Source organism: Streptomyces roseus, assembly GCF_001044425.1.
GTDB lineage: Bacteria > Actinomycetota > Actinomycetes > Streptomycetales > Streptomycetaceae > Streptomyces > Streptomyces roseus.
The window spans coordinates 56,104-76,699 of the sequence record NZ_LFML01000131.1; the positions used below are offsets into that span (position 1 = coordinate 56,104).

Here is a 20,596-nt window from a genome sequence, read left to right on the forward strand (position 1 = left end):
GTGACCAGCCTAAAAGCTCACGCCCCCGTCCGGGAGCCGGTCCGGCGATCTGCTGCATTTCCTCTCCCGCCCGGGCCGGAGCCCGCGCCGGAGCGGGCGTCGGAGGCGGCGCTGGAGACCGTGCCGGAGCGGGCGTCGGTCCCGCCGTCTCCGCCACCTGCCGCGTCGCCCGCGGGCTCCCGTACGGCGGCCGCCACGTGCTCGCGGAACCAGCGGTGCCCCGGGTCGGCGGAGTTGCGGGGGTGCCAAGCCATGGCGAGGTCGAGGGGTTCCAGGTCCAAGGGGATGGGGAAGGTACGCAGTCCCAGCGCGGCGGTGGTGCCGGGGAGCCAGTCGGCCAGCGTGAGGGCGATGAGGTCGCTGTCCCGGGCGAGGATCATCGCGCTGGTGTGGCTGGGGACGACCACCGCCGTCCGCCGCCGGAGTCCGAGCTCCGCGAGGGCGGTGTCGATCGGGCCGTGGCATTTGCCGGTCCGGGAGATGCCGATGTGGTCGGCGGCGGCGAAGCGCCGCGCGTCGATCCGCCCCTTGAAGAGGGGATGGCCGGTGCGGGCGACGCCGACGAGCCGGCCCCGGGTGAGCGCCTGGGTGCGGATTTCCGGGTCGAGCCGACCGAGGACGCCCAGCTCGACGTCGATCACGCCCTGCCGCAGCGCGGGGCCGCCCTCCATCGCCTCCGGCAGGAAGACCACGTCCACGTGCGGGGCCTCGGCGTGGATCCGCTCGGTCAGGGGGCCGGCCAGTCCGGCCAGGAGCAGGTCGGTGCTCTGCACGGTGAAGCCGCGCCGCAGGTGCACGGCGTCGAAGCCGGCACCCGGGCGCAGCACGCTGTCGCAGCCGCGGAGCAGCGCGCCCACCTCCTCCCGGAGCTCCAGGGCCCGGGGGGTGGGGACCAGCTGCTGGCCCGCACGGACCAGTAGGGGGTCGCCGACGGCACGGCGCAGCCGGGCGAGGGTGCGGCTGGCTGCCGCGGGTGAGGTACCGAGCCGCTCGGCGGCCCGGGTCACGCTGTTCTCCTGGAGCAGGGCGTCCAGGGCGCGCAGCAGATTGAGATCCATCGGTGCTCCTGACCTGCGATTTTGTGCCGGGAGCAACGATATGGCCGATCTCTTTGCGCCCGCGGGCAGCCCTCTCCTCCCGCCGTCCGCGTACGTTACGCGTGCCCGGTCGTCACGGGGCGCGCCAGACGTTGGCGAACGCGGCCTTCTCGATGGACCGCCGCTGGCGTACGGCCTCCAGCTCCATCACGGCGTCGTTGACGATGGCCAGGACCGTCGTGACCGCCTCGTCGTCGAGTTCCGGCTCCTCCTCGGACGGCGCGCTCTGCACGCCCACGACCGCCGCGAGGGCGGCGAGCACGGGCTCGTCCGCCTCCCAGCGGTGCCGGGCCTGGCGGCGGGCGGGGGAGTCCACCAGTTCCAGGCGTTCGGACCCGAAGATGGAGCGGCCGCTGCGTCCCCGCGTCAGCTGGCCCTCGGCTTCGAGGGCGCTCTGGTACGCGGAGGCGAGATCGCGGCCCCGGCGCCACAGCCAGTCCTCGACCCGCTCGTACGGCACCTGCCGGGTGAGCGCCTCCGAGGCCTCGCCCAACTGGCGGTCGTCCGGCGCCGCCGGCCCACCCGGAACGATGCTGTCACCGTCCAAGGTGACGACCTGCGCGCCGATGAGATCGATCAGCTCCGCTCCGGCGAGCGCGAGCGACAGGTCGCCCTGCCCCACGGAACGGTCCGGCTGCGGATCCATGGCGATGATGAACAGGTCTTTCGCCGTGGTCATGAACGGCTCCCCTCGCAGTCATCGGCAGTGGGGTGTCCCACCCGGCGGCCCGCCCGGCATCCGGGGCCGTCCGAACAGCGAGGGTATCGCTCCCGGTTGACGGAAGGCCGCCGTGTCGCGGGCCGGCGCCCGCCGCGCTGTTCTCGGGTCAGCCCTGGCACTCAGCCCAGGCGGGCCCGTGGAGCGCGTCCGCGTCAGCTCAGCGGTCGTAGCGCCGGTGGAAACGCTCCACCCGGCCCTCGGAGTCCACGATCCGCGCGGTCCCCGTGTAGAACGGGTGGCTCGCGGACGAGATCTCGACATCGACCAGCGGGTAGGTCTTGCCGTCCTCCCACTCGATGGTGCCGGGCGCGTGGGCGGTCGACCGGGTCAGGAACGCGGTGCCGGCCGCACGGTCGCGGAAGACGACGGAACGGGATTCGGGGTGGATGCGGGGCTTCATGCGGTGTCCTTCCTCATGCCTCGTGCCTCATGTCAGTGCGCGTGGGTCGGCTACGGATCCGCGCGCCGTGGTCCGGGCGGTGCCCGGTGCGCCTCAGCGTTCCTCTCGGAAAGCGACGTGCCTCCCGGCCAGGGCGTCGTACTTGCGCAGGACGAGCCGGTCGGGGTTGTTCCGGGTGTTCTTGCGGGTCGTGTAGGTGGTGCCCGTCCCGGCCGTCGACTTCAGCCGGACGACGGGGCGCGTGGTGTTGCGTGCCACGGGGTGCTCCTCTCGGCGGCACTCGCGCGATGTTTGACTCGCGCATGCCAGCTGACTCCTGTAACAGGAGCCGTGAACGATGCATTCCCGTCCCACGGAAGGCGCGGGGCCCTTACCCGTCCGAGTGATCACCGGTGTGGGTGCGGGGAAGGCGGGACGCGAATGCCGAGGATGGCGGCATGTCACTTCGATCTTCCTCACTGCGTCGCGCTCTGGTTCCGTTCGTGGCCGCCCTCGCGCTGTCGGCCACCCTCGCCTCCGCCTCGGCCGCCGCGGCGGATGCGTGCGGTTCGATCATCAGCGCACCCCTCGCCGCGCCCGTCTCCGACGACGACCCCTGCCCCAGCACCGACCCCGTCGTCTGCCGGATCCGCGTGCTCCCCATGGACGAGAAGGTCGAGGCCCAGAGGACCCGGATCCAGTACCACGACCTCCTCGAGGACATGCACCGGACCGCGGCCGACATGCGGGAGGCCGGTGCCACCGACGAGGAGATCGCGAGGGAGCTGGTCGACATGCGCAACCAGGCCAAGGCGATCACCCGCGCCGGCATGACCCCGGAGGAGGTCCGCATCCTCGAAGTGCGCAACGTCGCCAAGTACGGCAACCCGCTCGGCCCCACCGCGGACCAGCTGTACGCCAAGTACGGCACCTGGCAGCAGGTCATCGACGCGTCGATGCGGACGAGCTACGCGGTCGACCGCGAGCTCAGCCTCGAGTACAAGCCCTGCCCCGTCTAGGCTCCGTCACGTGGCGGGGGCCGCTTCGCCGGACTCGCGCTCCCAGGCCGCGGCGAACATCTCGTGCAGCGGTGCCGTCGGCAGGATCCGGCCGAACGGGCCGAGCATCTGGTTGCGCGGCAGCGGCCGCACCGCGTGCGCGGCCAGCTTCGCCGTTTCCAGGGGCAGGTGGGGGGCCTTGAGCTCGGTCCACTCGCCGGGCAGGAACAGGGTCCGGCCCGCCCGGGCCCGCTTCGCCTCCACCACCCGGCCCGTGCCCAGCAGCTCCGAACGGGCGGCGGCGTGCCGCTTGGCCGACCAGCCGTTCCAGCGCCGTACGTTCCGGTCGGTGGGCGCGGCCAGCGTGGCCAGCTGGAGGTACAGGGCCGCCGCGTCACCGCCGGTCCCGAGCCGCTCCGCCACCCGCGCCAGCAGCTCCGGGACGGACTGCCGCGGGTCCGCCTCGTACGCACCGGCCGGCACCGCGCCCGATCGGGCCCGGCGCATCATCCGCTCCAGGCCGCCGCCGGCCAGCAGCGGCGCCACCCGGTCCAGCGCCCCGGCCAGGCCGGCGACCTCCCGCACCCGCCGCCACACCTGAGGGTCGGCCACCGCGGCCGGCCGCAGGAAGGAAGTGCCGCCCGGTACGCACACCACCAGCGGCCCCGCGTCGTACGCGGTCACCGCGACCGGCTCCGCTCCCTTGCGGCGGTCCGCCGCCACCGGCAGCCGCCCGGGGCCGAACCGCTCGGCCATCCGCTCCGGGGTGTCCTCGACCCGGGCCCCGGCCAGCGCCACCAGCAAGTCCGGACGGTCGAGCTCCGCCCGCAGCCGCTCGTAGAGGTCCATGGCGCCGGCCACCGCCGGATCCCCCACGGGCCGGTCCGTCCACGCCCAGACCAGCGCGTCCGCGACCTGCCAGTACGGGAGCCCCACCGGAGTGCGGTGCGGCAGCTCGGACCCGGCCGGCGCCACCGCCCGTACCTGCACGCCCGACCCGTACGCGGAAGCCGTCAGTTCCCAGCCGGCCGCCTCCACCGTCGCGTCCGCGGCCGCCGCGTACCCGCCCGCGAGGCGCCGGGCCCACACCTCGGAGAGCCCAAGGTCGGCCTCCAGCGCATCCGCAGCGCCGTCGTCCAGGGCGGGCAGCGTCCCGAGGTGCTCCCGCCAGACCGCGGCCATGCGCTCCACGGCCGCCTCGATCCCGCCCGGCCGCCACAGCTCGGCCGGATCCTCGGGCAGGGCCGCCGCCAGGACCGCGCGGCGGCCCCCGCCGCCGAGCCCGGCACGCAGCCGGTCGTACGCGTCGGCCGTCATCGGCGTCGCCCTGTACGGGGCACTGCGGGCCAGGGCGCGGTCCTCGTCACGGTCGGACCGGCCGACCAGACCGGCCACCACGAGGCGGGCCACCGCCCGGCGCACGCCCGTCAGTTCGGCGAAGCGCGCGGCCGCCGACTCCGGCACCGGGACCGGCCCGTGCTCCTCGACCGCCGCGACCAGGGCCCGCAGCCGGGCGGTGTCGTCCCGCTCCACCCGGACGGGCCGCGCCTGCGCTGCCGCCACCGGCACCGGGTCCCCGTCCCCCTCCGTCGCGGGCGCCACGAACCAGTGTTCCGAGCCGCCGGGCCGTACCGGCCAGGACGCCACGGCGGTACCGTCCCCGCGCAGCCCGTCCAGGGCCTCGGCGGACGCGCGGCCCACCCACCACCGGCCGCCCGCGCGGGCGAACGGCTGGTCGGCCCAGGTGTCCAGCAGCGCCAGCAGCGCGGTCCGCTCCCCGTCCGGCGTCGGTTCCACCACCGCCCGCCAGGCGGCGGCATCGATCGCGCCCACCAGCTGCGACCAGTCCCGCGGCGGCGCCGGCGGCGAAAGCCGCCGCACCTCCTCCTCGACGGCCCCCGCCAGGCACGCCCCGTCCGCAGCCAGAGCCGTCAGCGTCGCGGGCAGGCTCGCATCCGAGCTGCGCCGCCACGGGTCGTCCGCGCCCCGCGAGACCAGGCCGAACAGCGCGGGCATCAACTCCGTGTCCGGCGCGGACCGGCGCGGCGGGGCCGGCGGCGCCTGCGCGAGCAGGGTCACCCGCCTGTGCAGGGCGAGCCTGCGCCCTTCCACCCGCGCGGCCCGCCCGGCCACCGCCACCACGGCGTCGACCAGCACCGGGTCGGTGACCTCCGGCAACTCCCGGGCCACGGCGGCCCGCAGGGCCCGCACACCGGAGCGGGCGGCCTGCAGCAACGCGTCCGCCGCCTGCCGGCCGACCCCCCTCAGCGCCCGCGACCCGGCCACGTCCCGGGTGCGCAACAGGTACCAGAAGGCGGGCGGCAGGGCCACGCCGCGCGACGCGGTGGCCCGGCGCACCGGCGCCACCCTCGGATGCCGCGGCGACGCGTGCCCGTCCAGCTCCCACAGCAGGGCGCCGTCGGCGGCGTAGGCGCGCACACCCGTACGGGTCTGCGCCTCGGCGAGGACCACGTCCTGGACCCCGTGCGCCACCGACGCGCCCTCCGGGGGCGCCCACAGGCCCCACGGCTCCTGCCCCGGCCGGTCGACGTCGAAGCGGGCGCTGCGCCCGTCCACGCTCTCCACCAGGAAGTGGTCCGGCGCGTTGTGGCGGTGCCGGGTGCGGTACAGCACCCGGGTGCCGACCAGCCCGTCACGGCTGCCCAGCGGCGATCCCTCCCACCCGGAGGGCAGCGGCGCCAGCTGGAGGGCCTCCGAGGCCAGTGCCATCCCGGCCTCGGACGGCCCCGCGGCCGGATCGGCACCCGCCGCGCGGCCCGGGAACTCGGGCAGGGCGAGCGCGCCCTGCGGCTCCCCGGTGACCGGGTCCACCACGGCCCAGGGCCTGCGCCCGAAGACCGCGTTGGTCCAGATCCGCGAGCCGTCGCCGAGCTGGAGCTCGTCCCGGTCGATGCCGCCGGTCCCGCCCGGCCGCAGGACCCGGCCGCCACCGTGGCGCCCGCCCCCGTCGGCGGTCTCGAACTGGAAGCCGTACGCCCCGTCCAGACTGCCGCCGAAGGGCACCAGACCGCCCACCTCGTCCGGGGTGAACGGCTCCTCGGGCCGCTCCGCCCACACCGCGGTGTCGCAGTGGTACGGGCTCGGCTTCAGCGTCCAGCTCACCAGGAAGGAGCCGCCCACGTAGTGCACCGCGTACATGGTCGCGTCGTCGGGCACCGTGTACGCGCAGGAGCCGCGCACCCCCTCCGGACCGACGGCGACCGCCCGGTCCCGCCCGAACACCGTCAGCACCGGCCAGGTGGAGGTCACCCCGGCCACCCCCGGCGCACCCGGCAGCGCCCCTTCCGCTTCCTGTCCGCCGGCGCCGGCCGCGAACTCGGCGTACACCGACTCCAGGGCCGGCCAGGCCAGTTCCTCGGGCAGACCGGCCGCCAGCGAGCGGTGCAGCGCGCCCGCCGCCCCCGCCCCGGCGAGCGCCTCGGCGATCCCGTCGAGGGCCGTCACCGTCGGCCGGTCAAGGACCGTCGCGAGCTCGGCCACGGCCTCCTCCGCCCCGGCCATGCCGCCGCCGGCCACGGTGTCGACCAGCTTGCCGACCCGCACGGCCACCTCCTGGGCGATGCCCGCGTTGCCCGGCAGCAGCGTCACCGCCGATCCCGTCCGGCGTCCGCGCGCGGGGCCCCACCGCGACAGCAGATCCGCGTGCACGGTCCCCTCCAGCCGCGGTCCGAACACCGCGTCGGCGGCCAGCGCCGACAGGTCCCGCCGGGAGTGCTCACCCCAGAACCGCATCCGCGTCTCGGGCCCCGGGTCGACCACCGCCACCCCGGCCGCCAGGCACGCGTCCAGTACGTCCGCGTCGAAGCCCTCGTGGTGGTAGCGCGTGTGGTGGACCGCCACCGCGGCCCCCTCGGTCCGCAGCCGCGGCCCCAACCGGCCCACCAGGTCGAGGAATTCCGCCGGCAGCGGCTGCCGCGCCACCCCGCCCCCGGGCTGCGCCGCGTACTGGTACATCCGTACGTAGTTCCCCACCCAGTGGTGCAGCCCGCCGTGGGGCACCACCCGCCCGGCCTCCATGGCCTGCGCCGCGCCCGCGCCGATGAGCGTCCGCAGCCAGGCCCCGCCGTCGGTGACCCCGTCGGGGAACACCTCCACCAGCCCCGCCAGGATCGCGTCGGCCGGCGGATGGGCCGCCAGGGCCGTACCCGCGGCATCGAGGAGCGCCTCCGGCACCGACTTGTTCCGCGTGACCGACAGGATCGCGCCCACCAGCCGCGCGACTTCCTCGTCCCCGTGCCCGGCCGCCTTCGCGGAGGCCCGCACCCGGCGTACCAGGTCGGCCGGCAGGTCCGCCGCCGAACCCGCCCACGCGGTCAGGAACGCCTCCAGGGCGGTGTGCGCGGCGGAGGGCTCCAGCGTCTCGGCGAGGAACCGCTGGTGGGCCCCGAACTCCTTGGCCGGCATGGCCCCGCCCGCCGCGAACAGCAGCGCGTTGGCCCTGCGGTACGCGGGTTCCACCGGGAGCGCGTGCTGGGCCTCGGCCGCGCGCGCCGCAGCGTAGGCCCGCCCGCCCGGCCGGCTCCCGAAGCCGATCAGCCGGTGGCCCACGGTGTCCCAGAACCACGGCAGATGCGCTGCCGGCAGCCGCCGCGCCCGCGCCGTCATCGCGTCCACGAACCGGCCGGGCTTGTGCCGGGACCGCCCGAGCTCCGTGCGCATGTCCTCGATCAGATCGCGCGCGCTCCCGGCCGCGCCCGGGTCGTGGGCGGCGACCCAGTCGGCGTACGTGGTGGAGGAGTGGGCACCGGCGGCCGGCAGCAGGGCTTCCAACGAGACGATCATGTCTCGCATCGTCGCACGCACCACCGACAGCTCCGCGCGCCCGCCGCTGCCCGTTCAGCCGGCCTGCTCATAGGCGGTGAAGAGGGCGACGAGGCTGTGCGGGGCGTTCTCGTCGAAGCACAGCTCGTGGTTGCGGGCCGCCTCGGCTGCGGCAGCGGCACTGCGCGGGAAGAGGGCTTCCTCGTACGCGGTGAGCGCGGCCTCGACGTCGCCCGGGTGCGCGGCCACCGCGCTGCCCAGCTTGGCGCCGTCGTACATGGCGAGGTTCGCGCCCTCGCCCGCGAACGGCGACATGAGGTGCGCGGCGTCGCCGAGCAGGGTGACGCCGGGCACGCGGTCCCACCGGTGATCGACGGGCAGGGCGTTGATGGCGCGCGGCACCGGAGCGGTCTCGCCGTCCGTGATGAGCGAGGTGAGTTCCGGGGCCCAGTCTCCGAACTCCTCGGCGATCAGGGCCGCGGCCGCGCCTGGGCGGCCGAAGTCGATGCCGGCGAGCCACTCCCGCGGCTTGTTGAACGAGGCGTACGTGTGCAGGACCCCGCCGGGCTCCCGGTGGGCGAGGATCCCCTTTCCCGGGGCGAGCGCGAAGAGGGAGCCGCCGCCGACCGCCCGTGCCCCGGCCGGGTGGCGGGTGTCGGCATCGAACAGGTGGGTCTCGACGAACGAGATGCCGGTGTACGCCGGCTTCGCGTCGGACAGCAGCGGCCGCACGCGCGACCAGGCCCCGTCGGCGCCGACCAGGAGGCCGGTCGTCACGGTGGTCCCGTCCGCGAACGCCACCTCGTGCCGCCCTTCGCCGATGGGGCGCACCGCTGTGGCCTTGCGTCCCCACCGGATCGTGTCGGCGGGGAGCGAGTCGAGCAGGATGCGGCGCAGCTCGCCGCGGTGGACCTCGGGACGGCCGCCGGTGCCGTCGTCCCGTTCGTCGCGGAGCACGGCCCCGCTCTTGTCGAGCACGCGCATGGCTTCCCCGCCCTCGTGGACGATGCCGCGGAACGCGTCGAACAGTCCGGCGGCCTTCAGGGCTCGCTGCCCGTTGTGGTCGTGGATGTCGAGCATGCCGCCCTGTGCGCGGGCGGTCGGCGAGGGCTCCGCCTCGTAGATCGTCGCCGGGATGCCGTGGACGTGAAGGACGCGGGCGAGGGTCAGCCCGCCGAGTCCGGCGCCGATGATCGTGATGTCAGTGGTCATGGTGGTTTTCCCTGCCCGTCGACTCTCTGGAATGCCGTTCCAGAATCAGACTGGAGCGGCGTTCCAGGGATGTCAAGCTGGAACGGGGTTCCAGGCTTGTGTCAGGATGGGGCCATGGCAACCAAAGCGCGTCGTACGGAGCGACGGGAGGAGCCGCTCTCCCGGGAGCGGATCGTCGAAGCGGCGATCGGGATCCTTGACGCGGTGGGTGAGGGCGGACTCACGTTCCGCGTGCTGGCCGAACGCCTCGCCACCGGGCCGGGCGCCATCTACTGGCACGTCTCCGGCAAGGAGGAGCTCCTCGGCGCCGCCACCGAGGTCGTCGTCACCGGCACCGTGCTCGGCGGCGCCGGCGGGGCGAGCCCGCAAGAGGTGATCAGGGACTTGGCGCTCCGGCTCTTCGACGCGATCGACGCCCACCCGTGGATAGGCGGTCAGCTCGCCCGCTCACCGGGGCAGTCGCCGACGCTTCAGGTCTTCGAACGGCTCGGACGCCAGGTCCAGGCACTCGGCGTACCCCGCCCCGCCCGGTTCACTGCCGCTTCCACGCTGCTGAGTTACATCCTCGGGGTCGCAGGACAGAACGCGGCCAACGCCCACGGGCAGGAGTCTGAGCAGGACCGGACGGAGTTCCTCGACGGCGTTTCGGCGGCCTGGGCCAACCTCGATCCCGACGCGTACCCGTTCACCCGCGACGTGGCGGAGCAACTCAGAGAGCATGACGACCGGGCCGAATTCCTCGCGGGAATCGACCTCGTCCTCGCCGGGATCGCCGCCTCGCACGCCGGCTGACAAAGAGGCTGACGCGTCGGCCGGCACGGCACCGGACACCACGGCCCACGCGGCGACCGGGCCTTGGCCGGATACCGGCGGTCGGCTCAGCCGGCCCCCGCTCCGCATGTGCGCGAGTCCCGGAAAGCGGCAACAATGCCCGCCGGACGCAGAAGGCCGCGAGCGGAGGGGGTACACACCCATGACCGAACCGACGACCCCGGCGAACGAGACCACCGTGCCGGTGCTGCCGTGCGTGTCCGTGGAGGACACCCTGGAGTTCTACGAGGCGCTGGGCTTCGAGAACACATACAAGCAGACCCGGCCCTACCCGTACCTGGCGCTGCGCCTGGGCGGCTTCGAACTGCACTTCGGCAAGGCGCCCCAGGGCCTGGACCCCGCCCGCGAGGACGGCGGCGCCTGCCTGGTCATGGTCGACTCGGTCGCCCCGTACCACGCGGCCTTCGTCGGGGCGATGCGCCGCACCTACGGCAAGGTCCTCGCCACCGGAAGGCCGCGGATCACGCGCCACCGTCCCGGCGCGAGCCGTTTCAGCCTGGTCGACCCGTCCGGCAACTCGATCGTCTTCGTCCGGCGCGACGAACCGATGGAACTCGACTACGGCGGCTCGAAGCAGCTGCAGGGGCTGGCCAAGGCCCTCGACAACGCCCGCATCCTGCGCGAGTTCAAGGACGACGACCGCGCCGCGTTCCGCGCCGTGAAGTCCGCGCTGCGCAAGTTCGGCGAGGACGCCCCGGCAGCGGACCGGGCCCGGGCCCTGGCGGTCCTCATCTCGACCTCGGCCGCCCTGGGCGAGCACGGCGACGACGTCCCCGCCTGGACCGCGGAACTGGCGGGCATCGCGCTCACCGAGGCCGAGCGCGAGCAGGTCGAGGCCGAACTGCACAACACCTCAGACCTGAACAATGACTGACGGATCCGGTTGACGGCCCGTAAGGTGTGACATCTGCTCCCGGAGTGGAGAGCTCTGGCGCCATCTCTTCCGTCGGGTGCGGCTGTATGCGTTCTTCGTGGCTGGATATGATCGGCGCCACTCGCTCGCGCGATCCTGCCCCGCCGCATACCGAGGACCGATGTCTCCCATACCCGAAGGCACCCCAGGGCCGTCGAAGGCCCGAAGGCGGCGCACCGTGCGCCTCCGTACGATGCTCATCTGGCTCGCGGTCGTGCCCACCGTGGCCATGGGCGCCCAGGTGGCGGTGACCGCCGAACGGCTGCTGACACAGGCCGACCACCTGCGCGGAGACCTGGCGGCCAGCAAGCGGATCGGCGAGCCGCTGTTCCGGCTCATGGTCGAGCTCCAGGCCGAACGGAAGACGACCGCGGCGCGGTGGGCGGGCGCCCCGGTCCGGGACGGCGACCTGCGCGACCGCAGGGCGGCCACCGACAAGGCCGTGGCCGAATTCCGACGCCTGTCGGCGCAATCCGACAGCCCGCCGGTCCCCGGGCAGACCGCCGAACACATACAGGACGTCAAGGACCGCCTCGACCAGCTGGGCGCCTTCCGCTCGCGCGCGGACGCCCACAGCGGCGTCGCCGCGCAGACGATGACGTACTACGACGGCGTCATCGACGGGATCACCGGCCTCTACCAAGGGGCCTTCGCCCACGCCGAGGACGCCGGCCTCCTCCAGGAGACCCGCCCGGTCGTCGCCATGCTCTCCGCGTCCGAGATGCTGGCCCGCCAGGACACGATCCTCACGCTGGCCGGACCGTCCCGCGAGCTGACGCCCACCGCCTTCGGCGAGTTCCTGAGCGACGCCGGCGCGCACCGGCACCTGTACGACACCTGGGTGGTCCCGTACCTGCCGCCCGCGGAGAAGCAGACGTACGAGGGGATCACCTCCTCGGCCGCCTGGAAGACGAAGCTCCGCGTCGAGACGGCGGTCATCGCCCAGCACAAGATCACCGATTCCGGGATGAAACTGCCGGCCGAGGTCAACGACTGGTCGGCGGCGTACCCCGTCTTCTCGGGGCAGCTGGCGGAGCTGGGCAACCAGCGCTCGCGCGACCTGCTGGCGCACGCCGACGAGGCGGCCGCCGAGCTGGAGGCCGAGGTCTACTGGCTGGTCGGCGGCAGCGCCGGAGCGCTGCTCCTGGTGGTCGCCGTCGTCGTGATCACCACCCGCTCGGTCCTGCGCCGCCTGCGGCGGCTGCACGAGCGCACCGTGGCCGTCGCCGAGGTCACGCTGCCGGACGTCGTGGCGCGGCTGCACCGCGGCCAGCCCGTCGACGACGCCGCCCTGCCGGAGGTACGCGGGGACAAGGACGAGGTGGGGCAGATCAACGACGCCTTCGCCCGGGTCGTCGCGGTGTCCGTGGACGGGCACCGCCGGCTCGCGGCCGAGCGGCACGGCTTCGGCATGTTCGCCTCCGGCATCGCCTCGCGCACCGGGAACCTGGTCAGCCGCCAGCTGAGCCTCACCGAGGACATCCAGGACGCCTTCGGGCACGACGAGGCGCTGCTCGCCGAGTTGATGCGGTCCGACCAGCTCACGGTCGGCATGCGGCGGCAGGTCGAGAACCTGCTCATCCTGTCCGGCGGCGAGGTGCCCGACCCGCACACCGAGCCGATGCGGGTCGCCGACCTGCTGCGCGAGGCGGCGGCGGAGGTCGAGGACTTCCGGCGGATCGAGCGGTACGCGCTGGACGAGGCCAGCGTGGAACCCAGCGTGATCAGCCAGATCAGCCACCTGCTGGCGGAGCTGCTCGACAACGCCACCCGCTTCTCCCCGCCGCGGTCGAAGGTGGTCATCCGGGCCGAACTGGTCGCGGACGGCCTGTCGGTGGAGATCGAGGACCGCGGGCCGCGCGTGGGCGAGTCCGGCTACGAGGAGATGAACCGGCGCCTGCACTCGGCCCCGCCCTACTCCGAACTCGCCGAGAACGCGCACCGGCTGGGCCTGTTCGTGGTCGGTCACCTGGCCGAGCAGCTGGGGGCCAAGGTCACGCTGCGGCGTTCGGTGTACGGAGGGACCTCGGCGGTCGTCGTACTGCCGGGCGACCTGCTGGCGCGGACGGCCGCTCCGGCGGCATCCGTGACCCCCGCGGCGTCCGTGACTTCGGCGGCCTCCGCCCGCGAGTCCGCCGCGGTACCGGAGTCCGCGCCCGCGCCCGTCGCCGCCCCCGTACGGCGGGCCGCACCCGAGGCGGCCCCGGACCGGGTGGCAGCTCCCGAGCGGCCGGCGCCGGCACTCGCGCAGCGCACGCCCGCGCTCCGGCCCACGACCGGGGGAGGCGGCGGCCGTCCGGTCCTCCCGGAGCGCGTCCCGCAGACGCACATGACCAGCCAACTGCGCGCGCCGCGAGCGCCGGAGCCGGAGCCGGGCCCCGGTCCGGACACCCCCGAAGAGGTCGCCGACGCCTGGGCGGACTACGAAGAGGGGACGCAGAAGGTGGAAGCCGAGATCAGACAGGAACAGGATCAGCGATGACGACGACCCCCAACTCCGCGACCTCCAGCGAGATGATCTTCAGCATCCTGGACAACCATCTCAGCCGGATCGCCGGCGTCCAGGGAGCCGTACTCCTGTCCAACGACGGGATCCCGCTCACCGCCTACCTGCTGGACCGGGACCAGTCGGAACGCATGGCGGCCGCGGCCTCCGGGATCGCCGCCACGATGAAGGCGATATCCCGGGAGATCGACGGCGGCCGCGTGATCCGCCAGCTGGTGGAGATGGACGACCGGTACCTCTGCGTCGTCGGGTGCGGTGAGGGCAGCACGCTCCTCGTCGTCACCTCCCGCAAGGCCAGGCTCGGCGAGCTGGGCGGGGAAGCGGTGCGAACCGCCCAGGCGCTCGGCGAATGGCTGGGCACGCCCGAGCGTCCCCAGGCGCCGAAGCCGTAATGCCGGAGCCCGAGATGGCGGATGCCGAGAGACGCGAGGCCCGGACGCCCGGGCCCGTACGGCCCGAGGCGTCGGAGCCGGACGCGCCGCAGCGCGCCGGCGGCCGCCGTACCCGGCTTTACGCGCTGACGGACGGCCGGACCGCCGCGCCGCAGACGGTGCTCACCATGGACACCACGATCACGGCGGCCGCCGGCGCGGAGGCCCGCGGCGGCCTGCCCACCGAATGGCGGGCCGTGCTCGCCATGTGCGATCGGCCGGGCGGGCTGGCGGTCGCCGAGATCGCGGCGCGGATGCGGATCCGGCTCACCCCGATGACGCTGCTGCTGGGTGAACTCGCGGACCGGGAGCTGATCCACTACCGGCCGCCCCTGCAAGGGGCGGAGACCACCAACGTCCACATGCTCATGAGAATCAGGGACAACCTTGCCCGCATTTGATGGAAACGACCCGTCCGCAGCCGCCGCCGGACAGGTGGCGCCTGTCAAGATCCTCATAGCGGGAGGCTTCGGCGTCGGCAAGACGACCCTGGTCGAGACGATCTCCGAGATCGAACCGCTGCGGACCGAGGAACGGCTGACCGCGGCCGGAGTGGGCGTCGACGACCTCGACGGCATCGAGTCCAAGGCCGTCACCACCGTCGCCATGGACTTCGGCCGGCTCACCCTCGCCGACGCGGGCGTCGTCCTCTACCTGTTCGGCACGCCGGGCCAGGAGCGGTTCTGGTTCATGTGGGACGACTTGCTGGCCGGAGCCCTCGGCGCGCTCGTCCTCGTCGACACGCGCCGCCTGGACCGCAGTTTCCCGGCGATCGACTTCTTCGAGAGCCGCGGGCTGCCGTTCGTGGTGGGCGCGAACTGCTTCCACGGCGAACAGCCCTACACGGCCGAGGAGATCGCCGCCGCGCTGCACCTGCGCGATCCGGCAACGCCCGTCCTCCTGCTCGACGCCCGCGCCCGCGCCGATGCCCGCGACGCGCTCCTGGCCCTCCTCGACGTGCTCATCGGTTCGGCGGACGCGGCGTAACGGGGACCCCCGAGGGGCCGGGCGGCCCCTCCCGACGGCATCAGGACTGCCCGTCGCCTTCCGGCCGCTGCGGCCCGGTGGCGGCGGGGGCGGGGCCGGTGGGCGCGGGCGGCGCGGGGGCGGCGGCGAGGTCGGTCAGGATCGCCTCGGCGAGCCCCTCGCGCCGGATCCGCTGGTCCACGTAGAGCATGGCGCTCGCCAGGTGGCTGAACCCGATCTGGAAGACCTGGCCGGCCGCCCCGCCGAGGAACAGGAGGACGAGGGCGAGCACCAGGGAGGCGACGGCCCCCGCCGAGAGCGCGCCATGTTCGGGGAGCCCGTTCAGGGCGGGCATCATCGCGAAAGAGCCGACGAGGTTGAACGGTATCTGGGTCGCGTACGAGATTGCCCCCGCCAGCATGACGGAGACGACGGTGTAGCCGAAGATCCGCCACCACTCGCCCCGGACCAGGGCCGTCGAGCGCCGCAGCGCGGTGACCGGACCCGCGCCCTCCATGACGACCACGGCCGGGGCCAGGCCGAACCGGATGCCGAGCCAGACGGCCGCCGGCGCGGCGGCCAGCATGAGCAGCGGCAGGATGCCGAGCAGTGCGAGGGAACTCTCCCCGTGACCGGCGGAGAACACGAGCGGCAGCCACACGGCGAGGACGGCGAACACCGGGGAGGCGGCGATCAGTCCGCTGAGGAACATGGCGCCGGCCACCGCCGGAGCCCGCCGGACGGAGGCCCGCCACAGCGCGCGGAAGGTGGTGGGGCGGCCCGTCACGGCTTCCTTGAGGACCGCCGGACACAGCGCGGCGATGACCGCCATGCCCAGCACACCGACGGCCATGAGCAGTGCGAACACCACGACGGCCGCGACGACCAGCGGCACCACGTGCTCCGGCGCCGGATCCTCGCCGAACGGCGGATGGAAGACGGGAGCGAAGTGGCTTCGGACCGAGACCACGGCGATGCCCACCACGAGGGCCATGACCGGCAGGACGACGGCCTGCACGGCCAGCGCCACACCGGCGAGCGTCTTCCAGTGGCCCCGGATCGTCGCGAACGAGCCGGTGATGATGTCCCCGAGGGACAGCGGACGCAGGGGTATCACACCGGGCTGAGGCGCCTCCGGCGGCCGGCCTCCCCACTGCGGGGCGCCGCCCCATCCGCCCCCGTGCGCTCCCGGCCAGCTGTTGTGCGTCATGCCCGTGCTCCGTATGTTGTCCCCCAGTAGGACGGACAACATATCCCAGCTGGTCAGGGCCATGACAGCACGGTCGCTGCGCTGCCGGGCGGAGGCTGGGGCGGCGCACGCGCCGCGCGCGGGCCGCGCCCCGGGAAAGCGGATGTTCCTACGCGAACGGCACGTTGACGCAGGCGAGCCGCGCCCCGGCCGTGCCCGCGGTGCCGGCCCCCGTGTGGGTGGCGTGCTCGTGGATCACCACGGAGCGGGCCTGGCCGGGGCGGAACCGCCATGCCTGCGTGGCGGCCGCGCCGCCGTCGCCGTGCCCGTCGGTGCGGATGTCGAGCCACACCTCGTTGAGCGGGTTGGCGTACGCCGGGTTCGTGGAAGGCTGCTGGGGATCGTGGGCGTTCTGGTAGTGCGACCCGGAGTCACTCGGCTCGCCGGCGCAGGGCTTCTGGTGCACGTGGGCGCCGAAGGTACGGTTCGCCCCCACGCCCCGCAACCGCAGCTCGACGTGCGTGCCGTCACCGACCCGCTCGATGACGGTGACCCCGCTGCCGATCGGAACCGCCGCGGCGTCGAAGGTGACCGCCTGCTGTGCGGGCCGCCCCCGGGCCGCCCGGAACACATCCTCGATCGTCACGTCCTGGCCCGCGACCATGCCCAGGGGCAGGGCGGCGGCCAGGGAGGTGGTGAGTGCCGAAACGAGGAAGAACACCTTCCGCTCCTCTCGCGCGAGTTCTCGCCGGGGGCTCGCACCGCCCCCGCGTTCCGGCCCTGCGTGGTGCCGGATCGCCGTGACCATGTTGGCGCACCCGGAGCCCCCGCGCCGGGCGTGTCGGGGGTGTCGGCCCGCTTTTCCCCGATCAGCCGCGTGACGTGCGGCTCAGGCGGTCGTGAGCGGTGCGTGTCGTTCGCTGAGCCGGCGCACGGCCTGCGCGATGCCGGGGTCGGTCGCGGCGCGCAGCGGGGCGACCGGGGTCACGCGGGCGCCGATGACGAGGCCCGTCCGGCCGCTCAGCGAGTCGTCGGTGGCGGCGAAGACCGAGGGCTTGGCGGCCACGGAGGCGGGGCCGGAGGTCGAGCGTGCGAACGTGCGGCGCACCAGGGGCCACATGAGGCGCAGCGCGGGGGAGACGATCTTCGGATCGGCCATGGTGCCGTTGGTCATGTCGGTGGCCGCGCCGCCGGGGTCGGCGGCGAAGACCGATACGCCCGTGCCGTCCAGCCGGGCGGCCAGATCGAGCGTGTAGGCGAGGTTGGCCAGCTTGGCGCGGCCGTACCAGTGGAAGCCGTAGTAGCCGCCGGGCGGTTCGACGGAGTCGAAGACCCGCTTGGCGACGCCGACCGCGCCCGAGGTGACGTTGACGACCCTGCTCGGTGCGGCGGCCGTGAGGGTGGGCAGCAGCAGCTCGGTCAGCAGGTAGGGCGAGAGGTGGTTGACGACGAAGGAGGCCTCGACGCCGCCCAGGTCGTGCCGGTCGGCGAACATCGCGCCGATGTTGTTGACCAGTACGGTCAGTGGCTCCCCGGAGGCGGCGTGCTCGGTGGCGATCCGGTCGGCGAGCGCGCGTACGGCGTCGAGCGAGGCCAGATCGGCGGCCAGGAACCGGGCCGGGTGCGCCGGGCGGGTCGCGTTGACACGCTCGCGCGCGCGGGCGCCCCGGCCGGGGTCGCGTCCGACCATGGTGACCGCGTATCCGGCGGCGGCCAGTCCCAGCGCCGTCTCCAGGCCGATGCCCGCGGTCGCGGCGGTGACGACAGCAGTCTTTTTCATGGTGTGACAACTCCCGGAAAGTATTCGGATACCTCATCCGCTTAGCGCGACCGTAACACACATGTGGATGATGTATCCGTTTGTGGGGTGCCGGGTCCGCGGCAGTCGGCCGAGGGCCGCGATGAAATGGAGCGGACAGCGCCCGGCGGCTCCGGGCGGCCCGCAGGGAAGGGACCGCGATGCGAGGCACCCCGGGCGATCGCCCGCCCGCCGCCGGCGGCTACGACGCCGAACTGCGGCGGCACAACGAGGTGCTGCGCCGCGCGGCCGGCGTCGGGCTCCACGACCACGTCCTCGACATCGGCTGCGGCGCCGGGCGGACCACCCGCGACGCCGCGCGCGCCGCCCGGGCGGGCAGCGCGCTCGGGGTGGACGTCTCGGCGCCGGCCATCGCCCTCGCCCGTGAACGGGCCCGGGCCGAGGGGCTGGACAACGCCGAGTTCGAGCAGGCGGACGCCCAGGCACACCGCTTCCCGCAGGAGCGTTTCGACCTGGTGATCAGCAGGTTCGGCACGATGTTCTTCGACGACCCCGGCGCGGCGTTCACCAACATCGGGCGGGCGCTGCGCCCGGACGGACGCCTGGTGATGATGGTCTGGCAGGCCGGCGAGCTCAACGAGTGGGACGTCACGATCCGCCGGTCCCTCGCCGTGGCCGGTGGGCCGGCGGCCGGCGCCCCCGGCGGACCGGACCCGTTCTCGCTCGCCGACCCGCGGGCCGTTCGGGAGATCCTGCGGGGCGCGGGATTCACGGACATCTCGTTCACCGACGTGCACGAGGAGGTCCACTACGGTCCGGACGTGGCGGCCGCCCTCGACTGGGTGCGGGGATTCACGTGCACGAGCGAAGTCCTGAAGCGGCTGGATCCGGCGGCCGCGACGCGCGCCCTGGAGAACCTGCGCGCGGCGCTCGCCGCGCACCTGGGCGACGACGGGGTCCGGTTCGACTCCCGCGCCTGGCTCGTCACCGCGCGGCGCTCCTGAGTCCCCGTAGCACCAGGGGATGACCTCCGGCTCGCACCAGGGGAGGCGTCCGCGTATCACCCAGGAGGTGCCCGGGAAGGAGGAACGATCCTCTGCGGGGCCTCACGGGTGACGGTGAGCCATACCCGGCCCGGCATGGTGTCGTAGGGCCGCTCGCCTGACCACCATGTGCCCGTGATCCCTTCCCACTTGATCGGCGCGTTCTCCGCGCTCGCCCTGCTCCTGCCCACCGCCGCGTACGACGCCTCAGCAGCCCCAGCAGCCCCAGCAGCCCCAGCGGCCCCCGCCCCCGGCCCCGCTCGGCCGCGGGACTTCTTCGCCGACCTCCCCAAGGGAGGTGACCTGCACAACCACCTCTCGGGCGCCGTCACCACCGAGTTCCTGATCGGACTCGCAGCCGAAGACGGCCTCTGCATCACCACGGCCACGACCACCGCGGTGCCCCCGCCGTGCGGAGCGGGAACCCGCCCCGCCGCCGACGCCGTCACCGACGCGGCCTTCCGCAAGCAGGTCGTCCAGGCCTGGTCCATGCAGGACTTCCCGGCCGACGGCAACGGCCACGACCATTTCTTCGCCACCTTCGACAAGTTCGGCGAGGTGCCCTGGCGCCACCCCGGCCGCATCCTCGCCGAAGTCGCCGGCTCCGCCGCCCGGCAGAACCAGTTCTACCTGGAGACCATGATCACCCCGGCTTCCGGGGCGGCCCGTGCCCTCGCCGACCGGGTCGGCTACGACGCCGACCTCGACGCCCTGCACGACAAGCTGCTCGCCGACGGCGGCCTGGACGCGGTCGTCCGGCAGGCTCGCGCCGACGCCGACACCACCGACGCCGAGTTCCGCACCGCCGCGCACTGCGACACCCCGCGGCCCGACGCCGCGTGCTCCCTCCCGTACCGCTGGATCTCCCAGGCCGGCCGCCTCGGCACCCCGGAGCGGGTCTTCGCCCAGCTGGCGCTCGGCATGCGGCTGGCCGAGCGCGACCCGCGCTTCGTCGCCGTCAACCTGGTCCAGCCGGAGGACGGTGAGGTCGCCCTGCGCGACTACCGCCTGCACATGCGGATGGTGAACTACCTCAAGACCCAGTACCCCAAGGCACACGTCACCCTGCACGCGGGCGAGCTGGTGCCCGGTCTGGTGAAGCCGGAGGACCTCACCTTCCACATCAGGGAGGCCGCCCAGACCGGCCGCGCCGAGCGCATCGGACACGGAGTCTCCGTACTCCACGAGGACCGCTGGGAGTCGCTCATGCGCTACATGGCCGACCGGCGGATCGCCGTCGAGGTCCCCTTCCACAGCAACGCGCAGATCCTGCGGGTCTCGGGCGACGCCCATCCTTTCGCGACGTACCGCCGCCACGGCGTGCCGGTGGTCCTCGCCACCGACGACCCGGGGGTGTCCCGGATCGGGATCACCGACGAGTACCGCTGGGCCGCGCAGACCTACGGGCTCGGCTACCCCGAGCTGAGGGACCTGGCCCGGGCCTCGCTGGAGTACTCCTTCCTGCCCGGCCGCAGCCTGTGGGACCGTGACCTGCGCCGCGGCTACCGGACGTCCGGGGCGTGCGCGGGTGAGCGCCAGGGCGGCGAACGGCCGGGCCGGCTGTGCGCCGCCTTCCTCGCCACCAGCCCGAAGGCACAGGTCGAGTGGCGGCAGGAGGCGGCGTTCCACCGCTTCGAGGCCGCCTACCCCGTCGCCACCCGCCCCGGCTCCCGCTGATCCCGGGAGCCTGCCGGGTCCGGCCCGCGTGCCAGCACCCGCCGTCGCCGTCGCGGTCGCCGATGCCGACCGCGGTGGTCGCGGGCCGGACT

At 74.1% G+C, this 20,596-nt stretch carries 18 protein-coding genes; 9 read left to right on the forward strand and 9 right to left on the reverse strand.

Annotated elements, in window-relative coordinates; translation table 11 throughout:
- Positions 1-17 precede the first annotated feature (17 nt).
- From ACS04_RS29710 to rpmG, 4 genes are all read right to left on the reverse strand, one after another.
- Entirely contained in the window at positions 18-1,058 is a 1,041-nt protein-coding gene (locus ACS04_RS29710; RefSeq protein ID WP_078865502.1) for a LysR family transcriptional regulator, read from the reverse strand.
- A 112-nt stretch (positions 1,059-1,170) separates the two neighbouring features.
- The gene (locus ACS04_RS29715) at positions 1,171-1,776 is read right to left on the reverse strand and encodes a GOLPH3/VPS74 family protein (RefSeq protein ID WP_048479904.1); all 606 of its coding nucleotides are present in this window, start codon (positions 1,774-1,776) and stop codon (positions 1,171-1,173) included.
- A gap of 199 nt (positions 1,777-1,975) precedes the next feature.
- Positions 1,976-2,218, reverse strand: a complete 243-nt coding sequence (locus tag ACS04_RS29720; protein WP_048479905.1) for a type B 50S ribosomal protein L31 — start codon at positions 2,216-2,218, stop codon at positions 1,976-1,978.
- A gap of 93 nt (positions 2,219-2,311) precedes the next feature.
- A complete protein-coding gene (gene rpmG / locus ACS04_RS35540) occupies positions 2,312-2,476 on the reverse strand; it encodes a 50S ribosomal protein L33 (RefSeq protein WP_053081014.1) in 165 nt (54 codons plus the stop codon).
- 179 nt (positions 2,477-2,655) lie between these two features.
- Here rpmG and ACS04_RS29725 point away from each other — a divergent pair, with 179 nt between their 5' ends.
- The gene (locus tag ACS04_RS29725; RefSeq protein WP_048479906.1) at positions 2,656-3,216 is read left to right on the forward strand and encodes a hypothetical protein; all 561 of its coding nucleotides are present in this window, start codon (positions 2,656-2,658) and stop codon (positions 3,214-3,216) included.
- Between the two features lie 6 nt (positions 3,217-3,222).
- On the opposite strand, the gene ACS04_RS29730 is transcribed toward ACS04_RS29725, so the two are convergent.
- Both ACS04_RS29730 and ACS04_RS29735 read right to left on the reverse strand, forming a co-directional pair.
- Positions 3,223-7,998 carry a hypothetical protein gene (locus ACS04_RS29730; RefSeq protein WP_048479907.1) on the reverse strand — a complete coding sequence of 1,592 codons (4,776 nt, stop codon included), beginning with the start codon at positions 7,996-7,998 and terminating at the stop codon, positions 3,223-3,225.
- A 54-nt stretch (positions 7,999-8,052) separates the two neighbouring features.
- Positions 8,053-9,189 carry an FAD-dependent oxidoreductase gene (locus ACS04_RS29735; protein ID WP_048479908.1) on the reverse strand — a complete coding sequence of 379 codons (1,137 nt, stop codon included), beginning with the start codon at positions 9,187-9,189 and terminating at the stop codon, positions 8,053-8,055.
- 114 nt (positions 9,190-9,303) lie between these two features.
- Between ACS04_RS29735 and ACS04_RS29740 the strand changes: the two genes are divergently transcribed.
- The 6 genes from ACS04_RS29740 to ACS04_RS29765 all read left to right on the forward strand — a co-directional run bounded on the left by ACS04_RS29740 (position 9,304) and on the right by ACS04_RS29765 (position 14,857).
- Positions 9,304-9,981, forward strand: coding sequence for a TetR/AcrR family transcriptional regulator (locus ACS04_RS29740; protein WP_048479909.1), 678 nt, complete (start codon positions 9,304-9,306; stop codon positions 9,979-9,981).
- A gap of 181 nt (positions 9,982-10,162) precedes the next feature.
- Complete coding sequence (locus ACS04_RS29745; protein ID WP_048479910.1) at positions 10,163-10,894, forward strand: VOC family protein; 732 nt, start codon at positions 10,163-10,165, stop codon at positions 10,892-10,894.
- A 217-nt stretch (positions 10,895-11,111) separates the two neighbouring features.
- The gene (locus ACS04_RS29750; RefSeq protein ID WP_245236601.1) at positions 11,112-13,415 is read left to right on the forward strand and encodes a sensor histidine kinase; all 2,304 of its coding nucleotides are present in this window, start codon (positions 11,112-11,114) and stop codon (positions 13,413-13,415) included.
- Complete coding sequence (locus ACS04_RS29755; protein ID WP_048479912.1) at positions 13,412-13,831, forward strand: roadblock/LC7 domain-containing protein; 420 nt, start codon at positions 13,412-13,414, stop codon at positions 13,829-13,831. Before ACS04_RS29750 ends, ACS04_RS29755 begins: the two co-directional genes overlap by 4 nt.
- 14 nt (positions 13,832-13,845) lie before the next feature.
- Positions 13,846-14,271 carry a DUF742 domain-containing protein gene (locus ACS04_RS29760; protein WP_078865508.1) on the forward strand — a complete coding sequence of 142 codons (426 nt, stop codon included), beginning with the start codon at positions 13,846-13,848 and terminating at the stop codon, positions 14,269-14,271.
- Positions 14,272-14,305: 34 nt separating this feature from the next.
- Complete coding sequence (locus ACS04_RS29765) at positions 14,306-14,857, forward strand: GTP-binding protein (protein ID WP_048479913.1); 552 nt, start codon at positions 14,306-14,308, stop codon at positions 14,855-14,857.
- Between the two features lie 40 nt (positions 14,858-14,897).
- On the opposite strand, the gene ACS04_RS29770 is transcribed toward ACS04_RS29765, so the two are convergent.
- The 3 genes from ACS04_RS29770 to ACS04_RS29780 all read right to left on the reverse strand — a co-directional run bounded on the left by ACS04_RS29770 (position 14,898) and on the right by ACS04_RS29780 (position 17,805).
- Entirely contained in the window at positions 14,898-16,046 is a 1,149-nt protein-coding gene (locus ACS04_RS29770) for a DUF7847 domain-containing protein (RefSeq protein ID WP_158977652.1), read from the reverse strand.
- Positions 16,047-16,194: 148 nt separating this feature from the next.
- On the reverse strand, positions 16,195-16,746 hold the full coding sequence (locus tag ACS04_RS29775) for a superoxide dismutase family protein (RefSeq protein WP_245236602.1): 552 nt from the start codon (positions 16,744-16,746) through the stop codon (positions 16,195-16,197).
- A gap of 168 nt (positions 16,747-16,914) precedes the next feature.
- The gene (locus ACS04_RS29780) at positions 16,915-17,805 is read right to left on the reverse strand and encodes an SDR family NAD(P)-dependent oxidoreductase (protein ID WP_048479915.1); all 891 of its coding nucleotides are present in this window, start codon (positions 17,803-17,805) and stop codon (positions 16,915-16,917) included.
- 179 nt (positions 17,806-17,984) lie between these two features.
- On the opposite strand from ACS04_RS29780, the gene ACS04_RS29785 reads away from it, so the two are divergent.
- Both ACS04_RS29785 and ACS04_RS29790 read left to right on the forward strand, forming a co-directional pair.
- Positions 17,985-18,788, forward strand: a complete 804-nt coding sequence (locus ACS04_RS29785; protein WP_048479916.1) for a class I SAM-dependent methyltransferase — start codon at positions 17,985-17,987, stop codon at positions 18,786-18,788.
- Positions 18,789-18,962: 174 nt separating this feature from the next.
- Positions 18,963-20,504, forward strand: coding sequence for an adenosine deaminase family protein (locus tag ACS04_RS29790; protein ID WP_245236603.1), 1,542 nt, complete (start codon positions 18,963-18,965; stop codon positions 20,502-20,504).
- The last annotated feature ends 92 nt before the right edge of the window (positions 20,505-20,596 follow it).